The organism is Rhizobium sp. BK591 (assembly GCF_014195045.1).
GTDB classification, from domain to species: domain Bacteria; phylum Pseudomonadota; class Alphaproteobacteria; order Rhizobiales; family Rhizobiaceae; genus Rhizobium; species Rhizobium anhuiense.
Genome location: NZ_JACIAZ010000002.1, coordinates 1,010,331 through 1,030,963 on the forward strand (window position 1 = coordinate 1,010,331; position 20,633 = coordinate 1,030,963).

Annotated in this window: 19 protein-coding genes and 3 pseudogenes; 12 read left to right on the top strand and 10 right to left on the bottom strand. The window is 59.8% G+C overall.

What is annotated here, in order from left to right:
* Positions 1-12: 12 nt before the first annotated feature.
* Entirely contained in the window at positions 13-165 is a 153-nt protein-coding gene (locus FHX10_RS34860) for a hypothetical protein (protein WP_164735882.1), read from the bottom strand.
* A gap of 448 nt (positions 166-613) precedes the next feature.
* Here FHX10_RS34860 and FHX10_RS11895 point away from each other — a divergent pair, with 448 nt between their 5' ends.
* The 3 genes and pseudogenes from FHX10_RS11895 to FHX10_RS35660 all read left to right on the top strand — a co-directional run.
* Entirely contained in the window at positions 614-1,330 is a 717-nt protein-coding gene (locus FHX10_RS11895; protein WP_028755949.1) for an Ig-like domain-containing protein, read from the top strand.
* Positions 1,331-1,488: 158 nt separating this feature from the next.
* Complete coding sequence (locus FHX10_RS11900; protein ID WP_028757536.1) at positions 1,489-1,677, top strand: hypothetical protein; 189 nt, start codon at positions 1,489-1,491, stop codon at positions 1,675-1,677.
* Positions 1,678-1,757: 80 nt separating this feature from the next.
* Positions 1,758-1,988 (top strand): annotated as a pseudogene (locus FHX10_RS35660) (ATP-binding protein); the annotation flags it as partial.
* 72 nt (positions 1,989-2,060) lie between these two features.
* On the opposite strand, the gene FHX10_RS11910 reads toward FHX10_RS35660, so the two are convergent.
* From FHX10_RS11910 to otsB, 7 genes are all read right to left on the bottom strand, one after another.
* Complete coding sequence (locus FHX10_RS11910; RefSeq protein ID WP_028755947.1) at positions 2,061-2,825, bottom strand: SDR family NAD(P)-dependent oxidoreductase; 765 nt, start codon at positions 2,823-2,825, stop codon at positions 2,061-2,063.
* 35 nt (positions 2,826-2,860) lie between these two features.
* A complete protein-coding gene (locus FHX10_RS11915; protein WP_028755946.1) occupies positions 2,861-3,589 on the bottom strand; it encodes an SDR family oxidoreductase in 729 nt (242 codons plus the stop codon).
* 128 nt (positions 3,590-3,717) lie between these two features.
* Positions 3,718-4,974: a sugar ABC transporter permease gene (locus FHX10_RS11920; protein ID WP_049816519.1), complete on the bottom strand. Its 1,257-nt coding sequence runs from the start codon at positions 4,972-4,974 to the stop codon at positions 3,718-3,720.
* Complete coding sequence (locus FHX10_RS11925; RefSeq protein ID WP_028755944.1) at positions 4,974-5,795, bottom strand: ATP-binding cassette domain-containing protein; 822 nt, start codon at positions 5,793-5,795, stop codon at positions 4,974-4,976. The genes FHX10_RS11920 and FHX10_RS11925 overlap by 1 nt, the downstream gene beginning before the upstream one ends.
* A gap of 68 nt (positions 5,796-5,863) precedes the next feature.
* The gene (locus FHX10_RS11930; protein ID WP_179869486.1) at positions 5,864-6,937 is read right to left on the bottom strand and encodes a sugar ABC transporter substrate-binding protein; all 1,074 of its coding nucleotides are present in this window, start codon (positions 6,935-6,937) and stop codon (positions 5,864-5,866) included.
* Positions 6,938-7,154: 217 nt separating this feature from the next.
* On the bottom strand, positions 7,155-8,039 hold the full coding sequence (locus tag FHX10_RS11935) for a helix-turn-helix domain-containing protein (protein WP_028755942.1): 885 nt from the start codon (positions 8,037-8,039) through the stop codon (positions 7,155-7,157).
* A gap of 199 nt (positions 8,040-8,238) precedes the next feature.
* Positions 8,239-8,970, bottom strand: a complete 732-nt coding sequence (gene otsB, locus FHX10_RS11940) for a trehalose-phosphatase (protein WP_049810868.1) — start codon at positions 8,968-8,970, stop codon at positions 8,239-8,241.
* Positions 8,971-9,142: 172 nt separating this feature from the next.
* Here otsB and FHX10_RS11945 point away from each other — a divergent pair, with 172 nt between their 5' ends.
* The 5 genes from FHX10_RS11945 to repC all read left to right on the top strand — a co-directional run bounded on the left by FHX10_RS11945 (position 9,143) and on the right by repC (position 15,217).
* Positions 9,143-10,228, top strand: a complete 1,086-nt coding sequence (locus FHX10_RS11945) for an ROK family protein (RefSeq protein WP_184389328.1) — start codon at positions 9,143-9,145, stop codon at positions 10,226-10,228.
* A gap of 810 nt (positions 10,229-11,038) precedes the next feature.
* A complete protein-coding gene (locus FHX10_RS11950; protein ID WP_164735883.1) occupies positions 11,039-11,215 on the top strand; it encodes a hypothetical protein in 177 nt (58 codons plus the stop codon).
* 293 nt (positions 11,216-11,508) lie between these two features.
* Positions 11,509-12,726: a plasmid partitioning protein RepA gene (gene repA, locus FHX10_RS11955; RefSeq protein WP_028755939.1), complete on the top strand. Its 1,218-nt coding sequence runs from the start codon at positions 11,509-11,511 to the stop codon at positions 12,724-12,726.
* Positions 12,723-13,712 carry a plasmid partitioning protein RepB gene (repB, locus tag FHX10_RS11960; protein WP_028755938.1) on the top strand — a complete coding sequence of 330 codons (990 nt, stop codon included), beginning with the start codon at positions 12,723-12,725 and terminating at the stop codon, positions 13,710-13,712. The genes repA and repB overlap by 4 nt, the downstream gene beginning before the upstream one ends.
* A 200-nt stretch (positions 13,713-13,912) precedes the next feature.
* Entirely contained in the window at positions 13,913-15,217 is a 1,305-nt protein-coding gene (repC, locus tag FHX10_RS11965; RefSeq protein WP_184389475.1) for a plasmid replication protein RepC, read from the top strand.
* Positions 15,218-15,410: 193 nt separating this feature from the next.
* On the opposite strand, the pseudogene FHX10_RS35665 reads toward repC, so the two are convergent.
* Together FHX10_RS35665 and FHX10_RS11970 are read right to left on the bottom strand one after the other, a co-directional pair.
* Positions 15,411-15,500: pseudogene (locus tag FHX10_RS35665) on the bottom strand (prevent-host-death protein); the annotation flags it as partial.
* A 502-nt stretch (positions 15,501-16,002) separates the two neighbouring features.
* Positions 16,003-16,272: pseudogene (locus tag FHX10_RS11970) on the bottom strand (type II toxin-antitoxin system Phd/YefM family antitoxin); the annotation flags it as partial.
* A 221-nt stretch (positions 16,273-16,493) separates the two neighbouring features.
* On the opposite strand from FHX10_RS11970, the gene FHX10_RS11975 reads away from it, so the two are divergent.
* Genes FHX10_RS11975 through FHX10_RS11990 form a run of 4 tightly spaced genes read left to right on the top strand, consistent with a single transcriptional unit; the run spans position 16,494 to position 20,631 of the window.
* The gene (locus tag FHX10_RS11975) at positions 16,494-17,486 is read left to right on the top strand and encodes an LLM class flavin-dependent oxidoreductase (RefSeq protein WP_184389331.1); all 993 of its coding nucleotides are present in this window, start codon (positions 16,494-16,496) and stop codon (positions 17,484-17,486) included.
* Positions 17,487-17,510: 24 nt separating this feature from the next.
* The gene (locus tag FHX10_RS11980) at positions 17,511-18,860 is read left to right on the top strand and encodes an LLM class flavin-dependent oxidoreductase (RefSeq protein WP_184389334.1); all 1,350 of its coding nucleotides are present in this window, start codon (positions 17,511-17,513) and stop codon (positions 18,858-18,860) included.
* A 17-nt stretch (positions 18,861-18,877) separates the two neighbouring features.
* Entirely contained in the window at positions 18,878-20,077 is a 1,200-nt protein-coding gene (locus FHX10_RS11985) for a M20 aminoacylase family protein (RefSeq protein WP_184389337.1), read from the top strand.
* Entirely contained in the window at positions 20,074-20,631 is a 558-nt protein-coding gene (locus FHX10_RS11990; RefSeq protein WP_028756190.1) for a GNAT family N-acetyltransferase, read from the top strand. The genes FHX10_RS11985 and FHX10_RS11990 overlap by 4 nt, the downstream gene beginning before the upstream one ends.
* Positions 20,632-20,633 lie beyond the last annotated feature (2 nt).

A 20,633-nucleotide genomic window follows, 5' to 3' on the forward strand; every position in this document is an offset into this window, starting at 1 on the left:
CGCCAATCGCACTCAGCCGAGCTGCTCGGCGATCAAAGCCTGCAATTCACGGCGGGTGAGCAGGCAGGGAGACGGCTTCCAAGTCTTGGCAGCGCTACGGACAGCTTCGTCATCCTCACGCGGGCTCGCCGCCGCAACGGCGGTGGCTGTATGTATGTCGTTCAAAATGAAATCCTTCGTCGGCCGTGGCCGCGTCATCGATTGTTTGTGGGATTGCGCATCACCTGGCCCTAGGCGCACCGATGCATAAAGCGCCTCAATCAGGCCAGAAGCGGGCTTCGATTTTGCTTGGATCGGGCACATCCGCAACATAGGTATCGGCGGCTGCGATTGCAACGGATGGCCCAGATAGCACGACGTCGGCATCGCCAGTCGCCTTCAGATATACTTCATACGATTTTATTCAAGTTATCCGGGTGTAGTTCGGGCCGAAATTTCTAAGATTCGGCTCGAATGTGACATTATTTCGCCGGAATGGAAGCAACGTGGAGACCATCAGCCAAATTAACCTTCCGTTAAATAGGCCATTGACTTGTAGTATTAATAGGTTGTTAAAGGAGCGGCTCGCAGAGGTCGAAATTGACCCGATGATAAACAATTTTAGGAGAGAGCGATGGCTTCGCCGATACACGCAACTGATGATAGTGCAACTTTTCTTGAAACTGACGTAATTTCCGGAAATCTTCTTTCCAACGATTCATCCGATAACGGCCACTTGTTCCTGCGTGCCTTCGACGGCGCGAGCGTTGGCGCCAAGAGCGGCAACAGCCAGGTCACCGAGATCCAGGGCGACTACGGCACCTTCTTCGTCAAGCCGGACGGCAGCTACACCTATGTCCTGAGCGACGCTGCCAAGATCGGCTTCGCCAATGGTGAATCCTACCAGGAGAAGGTTTCCTACAAGATCTCCGACGGCAGCGGTCATACCGACGTCGGTCTGTTCACCCTGAACATCCAGGGCGTCACTCAGGTCAAGCCGATCGCGGTCGACGATACTTTCCACTTCACCGAAGGCAGCGCCATCGCTGGTAACGTTCTGGACAACGACATTGCCGGCGATAACGGCAAGATGTTCCTCCGCCAGTTCCTGAGCACCAAGGTCGATGCCAATAATGACGCCGTTACCGACGTCGCCGGCACGTATGGCACGTTCCATGTCAAGTCGAACGGCGAATTCACCTACGAACTGACGAGCGATCTGAATGCGGGCCAGACCTACACGGAAGTTCTGCGCTACTACAAGATCTCCGACGGCGAAGGCCACACGGACACCGCCAAGGTGACGCTCAACATCACCGGCACGGATTTTGATTCTTCCCATATCGCTTGAGCGACAACGGTAGATCAGTAAGACACGACGCCCGCCGCGCAATTGGCGGGCGTTTTCATTTCCGCTTGTCAGAAGGTCTGCAAAGCGGCATAGTTCTTTTTAGCTAGTTCTTATAAACGCCGGAGAGCGGTAGGCTCGATGTATCGGAGGATACGCCGTTGACCGAACATATCGAACCCAGCCAAATCGAAACGGACGATCTGACCAAAGTCTGGTCCGTTACCGAGTTCTGCGCGCGACACCGTATAGACGCCGAGCAACAAGCGCTGTTGCTCAAACTTTTTGGGCCGTTCGCGACCGCCTGCGAACTGCTTCACAATGCCAAACGTGCGCCAAGGTTCCGATGAGGCGTCCGGGCATTCTTCAACGATCCGCTCACAAATCTCGGCAAGCCAGTCAACTGATTGGGTGATGTTCGCTGCGTCCCCTTGCCGAAAACGCTTTTCGGTACGGCGCCAGCCTGTTGGAACTCAGCGTATCGGCCAGCGACCGAACAGCCGTTCTTCTCCACCCGCCGCGAGCAGGGCGGCACGGTATGGGTCTCGGCATCGTCCGCGCCATGCTGAGCTCCCATGGCGGTACGATCCGGCCGCTGCAGACGACCGGCGACGGCGCCGAGTTTGAAATCACCATCCCGGTTCAGTTCTCAAAGGGCTGAGGAGAGATTGCTGAATTGCGCCTCAGACGTGGGCGGCACCGAACCGAGCTCCCCGACCCCGAGGCCTGCGTCTCACCGCGTTGTATAACCGCCGTCGATGACAAGCACTTCGCCGGTGACATAACTTGCCGCGGCCGAGCAGAGAAACAGTGCAGCGCCGGCCACCTCCTCAGGCTGCCCGACGCGTCCCATGGGGGTCATGCTGCGCCAGGTCGGGAACCAGTCGGGATTGTCGATGCCGCCGCGTGACAGATCGGTCTCGATATAGCCGGGTGCGATGGCGTTGACGCGGATGTTTTCGGCGGCAACCTCGCTGGCGATGCTCTTGGTCATCATGTGGACGGCCGCCTTGGAGGTGTTATAGGCGACCTGGTTTTGCGGAATATTGGACACGATGCCCGACATCGAACCGATATTGAGGATCACGCCACCGCGCTGGCGTCGCATGGGGGCGAGCGCGGCGCGGCAGGCGCGGAAGACGGCGTCGAGGTTGATGGTCATGATCTCGCGCCAGATGGCATCGGAGAATTCGCCGCTGTCGCCGTGAATGGCGATGCCGGCATTGTTGACGAGGATGTCGAGCCGGCCCGCGCGCGAAAGGGTTTCGGTGACGAGCTCGTCGGCAGCACTTTCCTTCCTCAGATCGGCGGCGATGAAATCGCATTCGACGCCGGCCTTGGAGAGCCGATCTTCCGCCGCCGCATTGCGGGCCCGGCCCGTAATGATGACTTTGGCGCCCGCCTCGCCGAGCGCCTCGGCGATGGCAAGCCCGATGCCGCGCGTGCCGCCGGTCACCAGCGCCACCTGTCCGTTCAGGCGAAATCTGTCGAAGATCATGTTCGGTTCCTCTTACGTGGGCGTTCGCACTTTCGTCAGATGTCGGCGCTCTGCGGCAGGATGACGAGATCGCGGATGGTGATGTTGCGTGGGCGCGTCAGCATGAAGAGCACCGCTTCGGCCACTTCGTTCGCTTCCATCAGGCCGCCTGCGGCGAGCGCCTCATCCAGCTTCTCCTGCGGCCAATCACTGAGAAGAGCGGTGACCACGGGGCCTGGAGCGACGGCGCCGACGCGCAATCCATGTTTGGCCACCTGCCGCCTCAACGTATGGACGAATGCCTGGACCGCGTGTTTGGACGCCGTGTAAATCGGCTCCCAGACGACAGGGATCATGCCAGCAACGGAACTCGTCAGGATGATATCCCCGGTCTTGCGCTCGACCATATGCGGCAGAACGGCATGCACCGAACGGAAGGCAGCATTGACGTTCAGATTGAGCATCCGATCCCAGGCATCAGGATCGCCACCCAGCACCTCACCGCCGATATAGGAGCCTGCATTGGCGTGGAAGATATCCAGCTGGCCGGCTCTTTCCAGGATCTGCGGCATCATCCGTTCGACGCTTTTCGGATCGGTGAGTTCGATGACCAGTGGAATGGCATTGGCGCCCAGTTTCGAGCAAATTTCCCGCAACGCTTCCTCATTGCGGTCGACCAGCACGACCCGAGCGCCCGCGGCAAGCAAAGCCTTGGCGCATTCAAGTCCGATACCCGACGCCGCCCCGGTGACGGCCGCGACTTTTCCAGACAGATCCTGTCCCATTTTATTCCTCTGTTTTCCCAGTTGGTGAGAGCATTTCCGTTCTTCTTCGAATCACGGAAGCGCTCTATCTCTTTGTCTTCACGCAATTCCGGACGGCAAAACCGCTGCGCACTTTTGCTGAAATTGCTCTAAGCTCGGCCGTGCGAGATCCGCGATCGGCGTGCCAGCGAGTCGACAATGACGGCGACGGCAAGGACAGCACCGGTGATCATGTATCGAAGCGACGACGACAGATCGAGAAGCGTCAGCCCGCTGGCGATCGACTGGATGACGATGATGCCGAGAAGGGCTGAGTAGGCACTGCCGCGCCCACCGAACAGGCTCGTGCCGCCGATGACGGCTGCCGCAATGGCGTTGAGATTGACGTCGCCGGTGCCGGCCTGCTGGCTTGCCGTCGCCAGCCGTGCGGCCGACAGCACGCCGCCGGCTGCCGCCAGCAGCGCGCACATGACGAAGGCGCTCGTATAGATGCGCGAGACGTTGATGCCGGAGCGGCGGGCCGCTTCCCTGTTGCCGCCGACGGCATGCATGGAGCGCCCCCATTTCGTGCGCGTCAGCGCATAGTTCATTGTGGCGACGAGTCCGACGAAAAGGCCGAACATCCACGGAATGCCGCGCGACTGGTTGAGATAGAATGCGACGGCTTCCAGGGCGACGGTGATGATGACGGCGCGCAGCAGCAGCCCGCCGGTCGATTTTGCCGACAGGCCGGCTGCCCGCCGGCGTGTCGCCGTACGGTAGCCGGAAAAGAAAAAGGCAATGCCGGCAAGTAACACCAGCGCATAGGCGATCGGATCCGGCATGACCATGATCTGGCCGAAACTGACGAGCCAGGAACCGTAGGGGAGATTGATCGAACCGGTCGCTCCCAGGATATAGAGCTGGAGGCCGAGAACCGCGAGTAGCCCGGACAGGGTGGACACGAAACTGGGCATGCCGAAGCGGTTGAAGACAAACGCGTAAAGCGAGCCGATGAGGGCGCCGACAATCATGGCGGCGAGGATTGCCAGGACCACTGGCCAACCCTGGTTGACCCAGAAGACGCCGACCAGCGCCGAGGCGAAGCCGCTGACGGAGCCGACGGAGAGGTCGATCTCACCCACCATCAGGATGCAGACGATACCGAGCGAGATGACCCCGACCGTCGAGCAGTCGAACAGCATGTTGACGAGGTTGCTGCTGGAGAGAAACACCGGATTGAGCGCCTGGAACACCGTCCAGATGATCGCCAGGCCGACAATGACCGGCAGGGAACCGAGATCGCCGGAGCGGATGCGATCCCAAAAGGCCTGGATCGAGCCTCCCAGACTGTCATCGTGGCGCACTCTCTCGTCACGCCGGTCGAGCAGCGCCGGCGCCGCCGGGTCATTCTGGATGGTCTTCATTATGGCCTGCCCTCCTCGTTCTCTCGGCTTTGCGCCTGGCGGCGCGACGCGCGGCGGGAGACGGAATTGTTGGCGGCGCCGGTGATGGCGCTGACCAGCTGTTCGTTGGACGCGTCGGGCGGCATGGTGCCATTGTTGCGGCCGAGACGAAGGACGACGATGCGATCGGCAACGGCGCGCACATCCTCCATATTGTGGCTGATCATGATGACGGCGAGGCCGCGTTCCCGCACACGCTCGATGAGGTCAAGCACTTCGGCGGTCTGAGCAACGCCAAGCGCTGCTGTGGGTTCATCGAGCATGATCAGTTTCGGCTCAAGCAGCAACGATCGGGCGATCGCCACGGTCTGGCGCTGCCCTCCGGAGAGTGAGGCGACCGGCTCGCGCACACTTGGAATGCGAGCCGAAAGCTCGTTCAAGAGCTGCCAGGCGCGGATCTCCATGGCGACCTCATCGAGCTGAAACGGACTGAGTTCCTTGCCGAGAAAGATATTGGCGACGACGTCGAGATTTTCGCAAAGTGCCAAATCCTGGAATACCGTTGCAATGCCGAGCCCGAGAGCAGCACTTGGGCTCGGCAGGTTCACCGGTTTGCCCTCGAACAGGATCGTGCCCGAGCTTGGCTGGTGCACACCGGCCAGGATCTTGACCAATGTCGACTTGCCGGCGCCGTTGTCGCCAACCAGCGCCACAACCTCGCCGGCATGCACGTCGAGTTCGATATCGGTGAGCGCCGACACAGCCCCGAAGTTCTTCGATATGCCGCGCAGGCTGAGGACAGGCTGACGGTAGGGGTGAAGGGTATGGGAGGTTTCAGACATCGCCTGGCCTTTCAGGAAAGCGAAGCGGGAAGCACAACCGGCGAACCGGTCGCGCTTCCCGTTGCGGATTACTTCGTGATGCCGAGCTTCTTGCAGCCGTCAGCATAGCGGCCGGTGCACAGCTCCTCGGCGGTGTTGATCTTCTTGTCGATGATCTCAGCCTTGAGGTTTTCGGCAGTGACGACCGCAGGGACGAAAAGTTGCGCCGGCGTGTCGTACAGCGTCATTTCGGCCTTCGGCGTTTCTCCGGCCAGGAGCTTCACGGCGACGTCGGCAGCGGCAGCGGCAACGATTTCGCTCGGCTTGGAGATCGTATTGTACTGATCCCCTGAGATGATCAGCTGTAGTGCCGCGATCGTCGCGTCATTGCCGGTCACCGGCGGCACGGGATCGACGCCCGCTGCCTTGAAAGCTGCAATTGCGCCGCCGCCCGTACCGTCATTGGCGGCGACCACGCCGACGATCTGCTTGCCGAAACGGGTGATCTGGCCGGCTGCCCATTGCTGCGCATTCGAGGGCTGCCAGTTGGGTGTGTCGAATTCGGCAAGCGTCTTATATCCGCCGCTCTCCAGCCCCTCGTGAATGCCGTCCTTGATCAGCCCGGCAGCCGCATCGGTCGGCGAACCGTTGATCTGCAGGATGCCACCGCCATCGGTCGGCACATTCTGAGCCTTGAGATGCTGAACGAGCGATTCCGCAATTGCCTTGCCGATCGCTTTGTTGTCGAAGGAGACGTAGAAATCGGCCTTGCCTTTTGGAATCGGACGGTCATAGGCAATGACCTTCACGCCCTGGCTCTGTGCGAGCTGGACGAGCGATGCGGCCGCTGCCGAATCCACCGGGTCGAGCACGATGACCTTGGCGCCTTGGGTGATCGCCGAATTGAACTGTTGCTGCTGTTTTGCGATATCGGCATCGGCGTTCTGATAAAGAACCTTGCATGACGCGCAAAGCTTCTTCATCTCCGCGACGAAACCCGGATGGTCGTGCTCCTCATAGCGGGTCGAGCCCTGGTCGGGCATGAGGAATGCCACTGTCGCATCCGAAACGGCTGCTTGCGCAAAGGCGGAAGTACCGCCCAGCAAGGACAGAACGAAGACCGCGGCGCCTGCCGACTTTGTCGAGAATTTCATCATTTCCATCTCCTCCCATTGGTAAAATTGTGTAGGTTCGTGATTGCACTGTTCTGCTCTGGCCGTTCGGCTGAATGAACGGTCGCGCCTGTCCCTGCGGTTTGACGTTTTGAGGACAAGCATCTCCGATCGCGAGCGCGCTCATCGCGCGCCCACGTTCAAGTCAGTGTCAGTTTTGGTTCCTCCTCTTTGTCCTCCCTCGGGCTGTGCCCTTTCGACTCCTCCTCTAGGCCGCCTTTGCCACGTTGATATTGTCACCCAACAATCGCCGGAAACGAGAAGGCGTCATGCCTTTTTCCGCGAGAAACTGCCGGTTGAAGTTGGACAGATTGTTGAAGCCGACCTCGAAGCAGATATCGGTGATCGATGCATGGTCATCGCTCATCAAAATCTGGCAGGCGAGATTGATGCGCAGGCGTTTCACATACTGTACCAGCGACATGCCGGTATGGCGTCGGAAGGCGCGCGAAAAGGCGCCTGTCGACTGATCGGCAATCGCTGCGAGATCGGCTTCGTCGAAGGACTTCGTCAGATTTTCCCTGATATAGGCGAGCGCCTTGTTGATGCCGGCCGACATGTATCCCGATGGATCGGGCAGATAGCTCGGGCTGGCGAGAAGTTGGGAATCCTGCGCCCGGCTGAGCAGGCCGACGATCATCATGAACAGTTCGATGCGACGCACGCCGTGCGCCTGCTGCACCTCGTTCATCAGGGGAGCAACCTCGCGGCTGGTGTCGGCTCCGAAGAGCACGCCGCGGCGGGAGGCTTCGAGAACCGCATCGAAGGGACCGAGTTCGGCGAACACCTTCATCGTGTCGCTGATGAAATTCTCGCTAAACTGGATGAGCTGGCAGCGAAGCGGAATACTCGATCCTTTCGGGACATCGCTGATCCAGTTGTGAGGAAGGTTAGGCCCCGCCAGCACGAGATTGCCAGGCTCGAACTCGCCGATGAAATCGCCGACGAAATACCGTCCTGTCGTCGCCACGACCAGATGAAGTTCGTATTCGGGGTGAAAATGCCAGCGAACCGTATGGTAGGGATAGCCGTGCGCCTTCGTTGCGAAAGATTCGCCCGGCCTGATCTGAATGACTTCCAAGTCAGGTTCCATTGTTTCCTCCTCCGAGGACGGCTCCACGCCAGCCCGCCAAATTCCCTTTTTGGCTTTATTGTTAAGGGGAGTGTAGTGGTCTCGTTTCACGCCCGCCACCACGATTCCCAGTCAAAACCGATACTTTTTTGACAATTGACGCTGCGGAGCGGACGGAAAGACGGCAACAATCCGCATGCATATCGTCCGAGGACGCAGTTCAGGCTGCCAAGGCGGCAATGACGTTTCTGACCAGTGCAGAGGAGGACAGCCGGCTCGTGGCGCAGCTCGGGGTGCCGATCGCGCCGACACGCACGGAAACGCCGCCGCGGGCATTGGCGATCGCAAACATCGACTCGTCGGTCAGGTCATCGCCGATCGTAATCGGGCAGCGGTTCCTGAAGGGATCGGACTGGAAAAATCGCTCCAGTGCATCGCCCTTGCTCGACCGTGCCGGCCGCAATTCAAATACCCTCTTGCCGAGTTGCAATGCCCAGTTCGGTCCGGCGAGCTCGGCATAGTATTGCATGCGGTCTTCAAGCACCTTTTCATATTCGGGTGCGAGACGGTAATGGGCGGCAACGGCCGCGCCCTTGTCTTCGATCAAGACACCGGGATAGTGCTCGGCTTCCGCGGTCAGCGCATGTTTCAGTGCCTGAAACTCAGGTGTCGCCTCGACCGTCTGCATGCCGGTGGCGCTTCTGATCTCGGCACCGTGCAGGCCGGCTGTCGGAAATTCAAAGGGTTTGAACAGCTCGTCGGCATAAGAAAGTGATCGTCCGGTGACCAGCGCCAGGGCACCGCCGAGCTTGTTCGACAGGCGATGAAGTTGTCCGGGAAGCGCTTCTGGGACCTCGATCGCATCCGGTGTGGGCGCAAGATTGAGCAGCGTCCCGTCGATATCGAGAAACATCGCCCAATGGTCCGGCTCTTCCAAGACCAGTGAAAGCATTTCCTGGGTAGCGGTGTCGTCCTGCACGGTATTCTCCAAACTCTGCTATGATTGAAGCTAGGTCGCCGGCCAACAAGGACAAGGTGGCTTTTCAGACTCCGGAACATCCTGAGGCTAGTCCGCGTTGTATCTCGCCGCCCGTTCGAGCACTCGCGCCGTAGAAGGTACATTGATGGCCAAAAGCAGTTCTGATCCCCGTGATGAGGTCAACGCCCCGCTGGCACATGGCGCTTTAAATCTGCCATTGGTGACGATCGACGACTACAACAACGAACTGCGTGACAAGGATGGTTTCGTTGGCGACAACGCCAACAAGAAGACTTTCCAACAGAAGCTCGACGACTGGAGAAAGCGCATCCGCAAGGTCGGAGATGACCCGATCGGCAAGACCGCGACGGCGAAGCTTTCCAAGAAGAAGATCGATGCCTTTCTGAAAGGCGACGATATGGAGGCGGCGGCATTGGTCATGGGGGCGGTGGAGGACTTTTCCCAGGACTTTGCCGACGTGATCGGAAAGTTCCTCAAAGACAAGCGCTGGGGCAGGACGGAACGCATCGTCGTCGGCGGTGGCTTGCGGCAGAGCCGTTTTGGCGAGCTGGCGATCGCCAGGACCATGGTTCTTCTCAAGGTGGCGGGCATTGATGTCGAGGTGGTGCCGATCGTTCACCATCCCGATGAGGCCGGACTGATCGGCGCGGTTCACCTGATGCCGCCGTGGACTTTCAAAGGCCACGAGGCGATGCTCGCCGTCGACATCGGCGGGACAAATGTTCGCGCCGGCGTCGTTAAATTCGGAAAGAACGACGTACCGAATTTTAAAGATGCGAGCGTCTGGGAATCAGCCATCTGGCGCCACGCCGACGACGAGCCAAGCCGTACCGCAACCATCGAGAGATTGGCCGCGATGTTGCAGGATCTGATTGGCAAGGCTGAGAAAGCCAATCTCAAACCCGCGCCCATCATCGGGATCGCATGCCCCGGAATCATCAAAGCCGATGGCTCCATCGAACGCGGCGGACAGAACCTGCCGGGCGGAAACTGGGAGAGCGACAGCTTCAACCTTCCCGCCGCGCTGATGAAGGCCATTCCCGAGATCGGCGACGACAGCACATTCGTGATGATGCACAACGATGCCGTCGTGCAGGGATTGTCGCAGATCCCTTATATGAACGACGTGTCGAGATGGGCCGTGCTGACCATCGGTACAGGTTTGGGCAACGCGCATTTTACCAATCGCGAGGCAACGAAGGCGCGATAGGCTCACCCCCTTCCTCACGTAGCACCAAATGACAAAGGCGCGCGGATGGGCGGCGATGCGGGCTTGGCGGCGATCGGGGGCGTTATGGTAAACATGCAGTAAACAAAGAAGAATTCCGTATACGGAAGCAAACTCATCAATCAGTTCCTCTAGGAAGGATCGTGGTTTTGCGGAGCGTATAGGTGGGGGACTGGCTCGGGAGCTGAACGACACTGCGTGAACCCGCTGGCCTGCCGATCATATCGGCTGATGCCTGATTCGCCTAGCGCGCTATTGCAATCTTCGACGTGGAGGCCGCGTCGTCCCGGCATGATTACAGCTATGACCCCGTTCTGACGCCGGCACAGGACTAGGACTGTGATCGCTTGGCCATTGACAGGTTCCTGACGCAACCGAAGCCCCACCCCTCTGATACCAGCTGCTCGCCGACTTAGATTGGGGCGGAGAAGACCAAGGCCGAATGTCCCCTCACCCCGATAGGCTGCGCAGCAAAGCGCTTCTGCAGGAAGACCTCGACCGCGATGAAGCATGATCAGCGGCAGTGCCGGCTCGCCCTTGCTATCAAAGATGGGCCGCCTTCCTTTCACGCCCGGCCTGTGTCTGCGAGGCTCCTTTCCAACTTGGTAAGCAGAGTGATCCGAAATCCCCATCGTGGCCGCCGGTCGCTGCATTTTTGAACCACCTGAAAGATGGAGGCCCTCCTCTTCCCGGCCCCAGGAAAAGATGGTGATAACGCTGCCTGGCGGTTATCGGCGGGTTCGAATTACGCTTATCTCTGCGGCTTCACGCAATATGACGAAGGATGTGTCAATGAACTTCAAGGGAATAAGCGCTCCGCTCAATGCGGGCCGTCTCGAACAAATGCTGGCCCTTGCAGCGTCACGCCGCGATGCCGAAACCCAGGACGCAAATGACAAGCCTTCCGGCAATGAACCCGTCCGCGGGCTGGAAGCCGAAAACCTGTACCGTTCGTCCGCCTACAAATGAGAAATCGAACAACCTGATCGGTCTATGCCAGGCGTCCGAAGGTGCGCTTGGATGGAGCGCTAGCGACGCTGAGTCGTATCGATTATGTGCCGCGATACTTTGAGGCTGGCTTTCATCGACCCGGAGCAGGCCGTCGTTGTCAGCTGACAATGGTGCTAAGATTCCGGAATTCCACATGATTTTTTTGCAGAATCCATTTTATAATAGATTGGCCACCCAAGAAACCGCTTGACGGAATCAGCAGACTCACGATCATTTGCGCAAAATCACTCGATTTATCAGGATTTGCGTGAATGCCGACCAAGGTCGCGATTGTTGAGAAAGCCAAGAGAGCGAGTCCAGTCTCGATCGACGAGACGATTGCGCAGGACTCGACGATGCTCGGCAGCCAGCTGCAGGTGCTGTTCGAGCGATTGTTTTCACCCAATGCCCGCAAATCGTTGCGGCGGTTCAGCAGCACCGAGGCAGCCAAGCTGCTCGGCGTCACCGACAGCTATGTTCGTCATCTCGCCGCCCAGGTCGAGAGCATCAGTCCGGAAAAGACAGCGGCTGGCCGTCGGGTATTCTCGCTCGAGGAAATCCATGCGATGCGCCAGCACCTAGGGCGCACCAAACCCTCCTATCTGCCGATGCGCCGACCGGGCGACCATCTCCAGGTGATCGCCGTGACCAATTTCAAGGGCGGCTCCGGCAAGACGACGACATCAGTCCACCTGGCGCAGTTCCTGGCTCTGCGTGGCTACCGCGTGCTCGCCGTCGACCTCGATCCGCAGGCGTCGATGTCGGCGATGCTTGGATATCAGCCCGAATTCGATGTCGGCGAAAACGAGACACTTTACGGCGCCATTAAATATGACGAGACGCGCCGCGATGTTAGCGACATCGTCCGTCAGACCTATTTCCCCGGGCTCGATCTCATTCCCGGCAATCTCGAACTGCACGAGTTCGAACACGATACGCCAAAGGCGCTTGCCGACACCAACCGCGACGACAAGGACATGTTCTTCATGCGGGTCGGTAATGCGCTGCATTCGCTGGAGCAGAACTATGACGTCGTCATCATCGATTGCCCACCGACCCTGGGCTTCCTGACGCTGTCTGCCCTCTGCGCCGCAACCTCCGTCCTGATCACCGTCCATCCGCAGATGCTCGACGTGGCGTCGATGAACCAGTTCCTGACGATGACCTCCGACCTCCTGGCCGTAGTCAAACAGGCAGGCGGCAATTTGGATTACGACTGGATGCGTTATCTCATTACCCGCTATGAGCCCAATGATGGGCCGCAGGCGCAGATCGTCGCCTTCTTGCGCAGTCTTTTCGGCGAGCGCGTGCTGACGGCGATGATGGTCAAGTCGACGGCTGTCTCGGATGCGGGACTCTCTAAGCAGACAATCTACGAGGCAGGACGCGAGACGATGCATCGTCAGACCTATGACCGCGGGGTGGAATCCGTCGACAGCGTCAATGCCGAGGTCGAGCAACTCATCCGCAGCGCATGGAGCAGGACATGAGCCCAAAGGGACGCGACATCCTGAAAAGCATGGTCGGCGCCGTCGAGCCGACACGGCCGGAGGCGCCAATCGCGCAGCCGCCGCACCGCCCATCGGGAGCGGTCAAGGCGATGAATTTGTCGCTTGGCCGGTTGGGAGAGGAAGCGGCTGCCGCCAAGGCGCTGCGTGAATCGCTGGCCTCCGGCGACAAGGTACTGGAGATCGATCCGGCTGCCGTCGAAATGTCCTTTATCCGCGACCGTATCCCGGTCGATAGGGATGCAGAGTTCGAGCGATTGAAGCAATCGATCCGGGACAGCGGCCAGCAGGTTCCGATCCTGGTACGGCCGGACCCGGTAAGGGCTGGGCACTACCAGGCCGCCTATGGCCACAGGCGCCTGCGAGCCGCGGCAGAGATCGGGGTTCCCGTCAAGGCCGTCGTGCGAAAGCTCACGGATGAAGAGCTGATCCTCGCACAGGGCCAGGAAAACGGCCCCCGAGTCGACTTGAGTTTTATCGAGCGGGCACTGTTTGCGCGCCGCCTGGATGAGCATGGATTCAGCCGCGAGATGATCGCCACGGCGCTGACAACCGACAAGCCGGAAACCTCACGGCTCCTGCAGGTGGCTCAGACCATCGACCCCGAGATTATTCTCGCCATTGGGCCGGCTCCCAAGGTTGGACGCCCGCGCTGGCTGGCGTTTGCCGAAAAATTCAGGGAGACGGGCGGGCAGAAGAAGGCCCAGGCCGCAATCGGTGCCCGCGGCTTCCTGGCGTTGGACACCAACAGCCGCTTTGATGTCATCTGGAAAGCGCTGGAGGAGAAGACCCCACCGCAGCGGGCCGAGCAGACCCTCCGGGCCCAGGGGGGCGCTCCGCTTGCTTTGGTGGCCCGCTCCGGCAAAACCTTTCGCATCACCGTCAAATCGGCGGCGTTTTCGGAATTCCTGGCTCAGCGGTTGGTAAGCCTCGCCGCCGAGTTCGAAGAGGAGAATGAGGGAAAATGAGGCAGTCAGACCGGATTGTCAGCTGACAATCCGGATAGGAGATAACGCGCAAAAGAAAAAAGCCCCCGAACGTCACCGTCACGGAAGCTTTCCTCGTAGTCTTGAACACCTCCGAGAATCGCACTTCCGAGAATCGCTGTCAAGAGTTTTTGGCGCCGTTTTGGCGAGCGGATTTCTTTTGCCTCGTTGAGGTGGAAGATATGGAAACCGGGAATGTGACGACGCCCTTCGGGCGGCGGTTAATGACGCTTGGCATGCTCACAAGCCAGGTAATGGCACGCGAGATCAAGACTGATCAGTCCGTCGACAAGTGGAGATTGTTTCGCGCGCTCTGCGAAGCAAAGCCGCTTCTCGGCATCAGCGATCGAGCGCTTGCCGTACTCAACGCTCTTTTGAGCTTTTATCCGAAGAACGAGCTGGCGCAGGAAAACGGTTTGATCGTATTCCCATCAAACATCCAGCTTTCGCTCAGAACGCACGGCATGGCCGAGCAGACCGTCCGGCGTCATCTCGCCGCGCTCGTCCAGGCAGGTCTGCTGTTGCGCAAGGACAGCCCCAACGGCAAGCGTTATGTCCGCAGGAATAGGGCAGGGGAGGTCAACGAGGCGTTCGGCTTCTCGCTCGCGCCACTGCTTGCCCGTGCTAGCGAGATCGAACAACTCGCAGCCGAAGTGATGGCCGAGCGGCTGCATGTCCAGCGTCTGCGCGAACGCATCACTCTCTGCCGTCGCGACATCGCAAAATTGATCGAAGCAGCCGTCGAGGAACAGATCCCTGGCGACTGGCAAGGCCTGTACTGCGAGTTCCGAGACCTGATCGAAGGCCTGCCCCGATCCCCGACGGCGTCGCAGCTCGAACTGTTGCTGGATGAATTGACGACTCTGCGGGCAGATGTCCTTAACCGGTTGGAAATTCGGATTGAATCAATAAAAGAGCGCGGCAATGCCAATTATATTGAGCGCCACATACAGAATTCGAATCCCGAATCTAATTCTGAACTTGAACCAGACTTCGACACGAAGCAGGGCGCGATGCCGGAGCAAGACAACGGGCGACGGGCCGCGACGTCAGAAGAGGGTAGAGCTGAGGCAGCCCATTCGAGTCGGTGCGAGAAAGAGCACAGTCTACGGACAGGCGGCCGCAATGATAGTGACCGACTGAAATCCTTCCCGCTCGGCTTGGTTCTGCAAGCCTGCCCGGAAATTCTCGCCTATGGTCCGGGCGGTATCATCCGCAACTGGCGCGATCTGATGACCGCGGCGGTCAAGGTTCGCTCGATGCTCGGCGTCAGTCCGTCGGCCTACGAAGAGGCCGCCAATGTGATGGGTCCGGAAAACGCGGCAACCGTCATGGCATGCATCCTGGAGCGCGGTGGCCACATTAATTCGGCCGGTGGCTATCTTCGTGGCCTGACACGACGAAGCGAAAAGGGAGAATTCGCGATCGGCCCGATGCTGATGGCTCTTCTGCGGGCAAATGCGCCGGCCGGACGGAAATTTGGATAGGTCTTGGGCTCGATGCGGGCGGCGGCGGTGGCTAAGCGGGCAAAAGTCTCTGCAGGCTGCTATGAAGAGCTCCATCCCAAAAGCCTTCGAAAGAGCTCTTTGGTTTTGCGGGTCGTATGGATGGAGGTGCCACCAATGCAAGAGGTCCAAGCTCTGCAACGGGCGTGCAGCAGGCCCTTTTCGACAATGTCGTATCGGCTGGACCGATGCGGGCATAGACGGCGTCGCCGCGTATGATGGTGATTTCCTCGCCACGGTTGGCGCGTTCGAAGAGGTCGGCAAATTCTTGCGAGCCTCACAGTTTGTGGCTGGGTCTACTGCCTGGTGTCGGCCTCCGCGAAAGACTGTCGGTTACGGTGCTACGACCTATGGGAACGTCAGAACACCTTGAAGACCTCACTTCGATAACGAATCCTTCTCGGAAGTGAGGGAGAAATGCACAAGTCCATCCCAAGCGGCGGAAGTAATAGGCGATATTACTTCTGGTTAACGGAACGTTTGCTATGGCATCAATGGGTTATGAGATAAGGGCGGTTAGGGCCGCTTGTCCTCAGGCAGGAATCGGCCATGGTACTGCGGGATCGTATAGCTTGCCTGCTCGTAGAAGCAGGTCAGCTTCACGATATGGGGGCAAGGACGACGCGCGCATAATGTGCGCCTATGCGGTAACACGCCCTTGATGGCGGCCAGGCCAGTGTACGGGTTGGAAAATCCCTCAGGCTCGGTGCATGGGCTCTCGATGTCGCGTTCCGCGTCTTCAGCGAAAAGAACACCATAAGGAATTGGGATTGGCTGTCGGCCAGACGTTTGCAGATGCGCGAGAAGGATTCCGCAGCGGGCGCAGTTGCCCTCCTCGACCTGCCGGTTGGTGCGCAAGCATCTTCAGGAGCGCCAGCGTCTCCTGTGTTCTTCATATTGGCCACCGTCCTGAAGGCTTTCGCTTCTCCGTGAAGCGTAATGACGACCGGCTGCGAATGATCCTTCAGTGTCCGAAGGATCGTCGGCTCATGCGCCTTGAGGTCGCTGATCGGCTTTAGCTGTTCTGACAGCTTCATTCACTTACGCCCTTTCGACCGGAAAATTGATCCTTGAGTGGTCGATTGAAAGAAGCCCTCCGCTGCCGGTGAGACCCAGTTCTGGCGGGCGATTTCCATCTTATGTGCGGCCATCTTTTTTTCACTCAGCGTGTTCGAAAGAGAATGTCATTTCTTATAATGATATTTGTCTACTGATTTTATAGACTAAGCTTTGCAACCAGGGATCCGATCGTGACGTCATGACCTACCTCCTCAGTCTTCTCGACAAAAGCCCGATCGAACAGGGTTTAACCGCCGCAGATGCGCTGCGGGCGACGGTCAAGATTGCTGCCCGGGCCGAGGAACTTGGTTATCACCGTTTCTGGGTCGCCGAGCATCATAACATGTCCAATCTGGCGAGCTCTGCGCCAGAGGCGCTGATAGCTTACCTTCTCGCAAAGACGTCGAAAATCCGCATCGGCTCCGGTGGCGTCATGCTGCAGCATTACAGCGCATATAAGGTTGCGGAGACCTTCAATCTTCTGGCTTCGCTTGCGCCCGGCCGCGTCGATCTCGGTGTCGGCAAGGCGCCGGGCGGCTTTCCGCTGTCGACGCGCGCTCTCCAGCTAGCCGTCTATCCATCCAGGAAGCCGGATTTTGCCAGCCAGCTTGCCGATCTCAACACCTATCTCGCCGCCGACCCGAATTACGACGGTGCGCAGGCGACCCCTTTCCCGCCGATGGCTCCCGAACGTTTCCTGCTCGGCGCCAGCGTCGAAAGCGCCGAGCTGGCCGCCGAGAAGGGTTGGGAACTTGTTTTTGCCGGTCACCTGAACGGCGATCCGGACAATTTGCGCAGGACCTTCGAGGCCTATGAGCGGGCATCCGGCGGCAAGCCTCCGATCCTGGCGCTCGCAGCCTTTGCCGCTGAAAGCGAGGACTACGCCCGCGAGCGCGTCGGCAAACTGCGCATCGTCAAGGTGTTCCTGCCGAACGGCCAGACCGTGAATGTCGGCAGCGAGGAGCAGGCGGCCGAATTCGCCCGCCAGGCCGGCGTCACCGATTACCGCACTGAGGAAAAGGTGCCGAGCGTGCTGCATGGCACGGCGAAGCAGATCCGCAAGGAGCTGGACGAGCTTCACCGCAGCTACGGGGTCAAGGAGTTCGTGCTCGACACGCCGGCGCTTTCGGTCGCCGAGCGTCTTGCCTCCATCGAACTGCTCGCCGCGGAGCGGCTTTCCCTCGTCGCCTGACCGTTTCCAAGAAGGATTGATCCCATGGCTCAGAAACACGTCACGTTCGGCATCATGCTGCAAGGTCCCGGCGGCCACATGAATGCCTGGAAACATCCAAGCGGACCGGCCGATGCCAGCGTCAATTTCGACTTCTTCGTCAAGACGGCGCGTAAGGCGGAGGCGGCCGGCATCGCCTTCGCCTTCGTTGCCGACGGGCTTTATATCAACGAGCGGTCGATCCCGCATTTCCTCAATCGGTTCGAGCCGATCGCCATACTCTCGGCGCTTGCCGCCTCGACCTCGAAAATCGGCCTCGTTGGCACGGTCTCGACCTCCTACAGCGATCCATTCACCATTGCCCGCCAGTTCGCCTCGATCGATCTCATCAGCGGCGGCCGGGCAGGGTGGAATGCGGTGACCTCGCCGCTCGAGGGTTCGGGGCGCAATTACAGCCGCGAACATCCCGAACACGAACTGCGCTACGAGATCGCCGAGGACTATATCGATGCGATCAAGGGTCTATGGGATTCCTGGGACGATGACGCCTTCGTGCGCAATCGCGAGACCGGCGTCTATGCCGACAAGACGAAGATGCATCGCCTCAATCACAAGGGCCGGTTCTTCCGTATCGAGGGACCGCTCAATATCGGCCGTTCCAAGCAGGGCCAGCCGGTCGTGTTCCAGGCGGGCGCCTCGGATTCCGGCATCAGGCTCGCCGGCAAGCATGCCGATGCCGTCTTCACCAATGGCGGGCCGTTCGAGGAGGCGCAGGCCTTTTATCGCCAGTTGAAGGACAGCGTCATCGCTCATGGGCGTCCGGCGGCGGAAGTCGGCATCTATCCGGGTATCGGGCCGATCGTCGGGGCGACGCAGGAAGAGGCGGAAGCCAAGTACCAGGCGATCCGCAACCTCGTCACGATAGAGGAGGCGCTGCTCTATCTCGGCCGCTTCTTCGATCATCATGATTTCAGTGTTTATCCGTTGGACGAGCCGTTCCCCGAACTCGGCGATATCGGCAGGAACAATTTCCGCGCCACCACCGACCGCATCAAACGGACGGCGCGGGAGAAGGGCTTGACGCTCCGCCAGGTCGCGCTCGATTCGGCAACGCCGCGCACCGCCTTCATCGGCACCGCCGAGCATATCGCCGACGAAATCATTCGCTGGGTGGATCAGGGCGCGGCCGACGGCTTCATTCTCGGCTTTCCCGTCATCGCCGAGGGTTTCGACGATTTCTCCAGATACGTTCTGCCGATCCTCACGGAGCGCGGTTATTTCGATCCGGTCCTGAAGGGTGAGACGCTGCGCGACCATCTCGGCCTGCCCTTCCGCGAAAGCCGCTATGCGGCGGATGCGGAGCAGCTCGAACGCGGAAAGGCCGTCGGCGCCTGAAGCGCCGGCGAACCGTCATGGATATCATCGCTCAAAACCCGCGCAGCAACGATCCGGTCGAGAAGGGCATCGCTGCCTACCTCGACGAGATCATCGCACTTCGCCACGATCTGCACCAATATCCGGAGCTTGCCTTCCAGGAGCTCAGAACCAGCAAGCTTGTGGCATCTCACCTTTCCGCCTGGGGCTACGAGGTGGCGACGGGCATTGCCGGCACCGGCGTCGTCGCCACCCTCCGGCGCGGCGACGGCAAGAAGCGGATCGGCATTCGCGCCGACATGGATGCGCTGCCGATCGAGGAGGCGACCGGGCTTGCCTATGCCAGCAGCAATCCCGGCGTCATGCACGCCTGCGGCCATGACGGACATACCGCGATCCTGCTCGCCGCCGCCCGTTATCTCTCAGAGAACGGCAATTTCAACGGCACGCTGCGGCTGATCTTCCAGCCCGCCGAGGAGATTGGCGCCGGCGCCCGTAAGATGATTTCGGAAGGTCTGTTCGAGCGTTTTCCTGTCGATGCGGTGTTCGGGCTGCACAATTGGCCGGGTGTGCCGACGGGCCAATTCGGCTTCGTCGCCGGCCCGGCCATGGCTTCGGTTGACAAGGCGATCATCAAGATCATCGGCAAGGGCGGCCATGGCGCCGAACCGCACCGCACCGTCGATCCGGTGCTCGCTTCGGCCGCCTTCATCACCGCGCTGCAGAGCGTCGTCTCGCGCAATGTCGATCCGCAGGAGATGGCGGTCGTCACCGTCGGCTCGATCCATGCCGGCTCCGCCTCGAACGTCATCCCGGAAAGCGTCGAGATGCAGCTGACCATGCGGGCCTACAGCGAAATCGTCCGTCAACTGTTGCGAGAGCGCATTCCGGCCCTTGCCCATGCCCAGGCCGAAAGCTTCGGCGCCGAGGCCGATGTGAATTATCGCCTCGGCTTTCCGGCGCTGGTCAATCATGCCGGGGAAACCGAATTCGCCAGCCGGGTCGCATATGACGCTCTTGGTCCAGCGGCGATCGAGAAGGATTTCCGACCGAGAACCGCGAGCGAGGATTTCGCCTTCATGCTGCAGGCGAACCCCGGCAGCTACCTCTTCGTCGGGAATGGCGACAGCGCTCCTCTCCACAGCGCCCATTACAATTTCAACGACGCGATCATCGCGCCCGCCGCCCGCTATTGGGTGCGGCTCGCCGAAACCTTCCTCACTGATGACAACGGGTGATGAACGATATGAGCGATACGTTTCTCTATACCAGTCCTCTCGACCCGCGCGCCAAGCCGCTGATTGATGAATTGATCTACGAATATGACAGCCGCTACGGCACCTATTTCAATGCCGAAGGTGCGGCCGCCGAGCTCAACCGCTATCCCCCCGAAGCCTTTGCGCCGCCGGATGGCAATTTTCTGCTGTTGATCCGCGATGGCGAAACCATCGGCGGCGGCGCCTTCAAGCATTATGACGAACGCACGGCCGAGTTCAAACGTATCTGGACGCGCTCCGATCTGCGCCGGCAGGGCCTTGCCCGCAAGGTGCTGGTGGAGCTGGAGGCCCAGGCCGCCCGCCAGGGCTATGCCCGCATCTATCTCACGACAGGCTTTCGCCAACCCGAGGCCGTCGGCCTCTATCTGAACTATGGCTACACCGCGCTCTTCGACACGTCAGCCGATCCCGAGATCTACAAGAGCCTGCCTTTCGAAAAGGACATCACCCATCTCGCCGAGCCTGCTCTCGACGATGCCGAGCCGCGGTTGCGCGTGGCCGGCGCAAATTACTGAAA

Coding starts and splice junctions, on each gene's coding strand:
- FHX10_RS11895 (WP_028755949.1), top strand. CDS start 614: ATGGCTTCGCCGATACACGCAACTGATGATAGTGCAACTTTTCTTGAA.
- FHX10_RS11910 (WP_028755947.1), bottom strand. CDS start 2,825: ATGATCTTCGACAGATTTCGCCTGAACGGACAGGTGGCGCTGGTGACC.
- FHX10_RS11915 (WP_028755946.1), bottom strand. CDS start 3,589: ATGGGACAGGATCTGTCTGGAAAAGTCGCGGCCGTCACCGGGGCGGCG.
- FHX10_RS11920 (WP_049816519.1), bottom strand. CDS start 4,974: ATGAAGACCATCCAGAATGACCCGGCGGCGCCGGCGCTGCTCGACCGG.
- FHX10_RS11925 (WP_028755944.1), bottom strand. CDS start 5,795: ATGTCTGAAACCTCCCATACCCTTCACCCCTACCGTCAGCCTGTCCTC.
- FHX10_RS11930 (WP_179869486.1), bottom strand. CDS start 6,937: ATGGAAATGATGAAATTCTCGACAAAGTCGGCAGGCGCCGCGGTCTTC.
- FHX10_RS11935 (WP_028755942.1), bottom strand. CDS start 8,039: ATGGAACCTGACTTGGAAGTCATTCAGATCAGGCCGGGCGAATCTTTC.
- otsB (WP_049810868.1), bottom strand. CDS start 8,970: ATGCTTTCACTGGTCTTGGAAGAGCCGGACCATTGGGCGATGTTTCTC.
- FHX10_RS11945 (WP_184389328.1), top strand. CDS start 9,143: ATGGCCAAAAGCAGTTCTGATCCCCGTGATGAGGTCAACGCCCCGCTG.
- FHX10_RS11950 (WP_164735883.1), top strand. CDS start 11,039: ATGAACTTCAAGGGAATAAGCGCTCCGCTCAATGCGGGCCGTCTCGAA.
- repA (WP_028755939.1), top strand. CDS start 11,509: ATGCCGACCAAGGTCGCGATTGTTGAGAAAGCCAAGAGAGCGAGTCCA.
- repB (WP_028755938.1), top strand. CDS start 12,723: ATGAGCCCAAAGGGACGCGACATCCTGAAAAGCATGGTCGGCGCCGTC.
- repC (WP_184389475.1), top strand. CDS start 13,913: ATGGAAACCGGGAATGTGACGACGCCCTTCGGGCGGCGGTTAATGACG.
- FHX10_RS11975 (WP_184389331.1), top strand. CDS start 16,494: ATGACCTACCTCCTCAGTCTTCTCGACAAAAGCCCGATCGAACAGGGT.
- FHX10_RS11980 (WP_184389334.1), top strand. CDS start 17,511: ATGGCTCAGAAACACGTCACGTTCGGCATCATGCTGCAAGGTCCCGGC.
- FHX10_RS11985 (WP_184389337.1), top strand. CDS start 18,878: ATGGATATCATCGCTCAAAACCCGCGCAGCAACGATCCGGTCGAGAAG.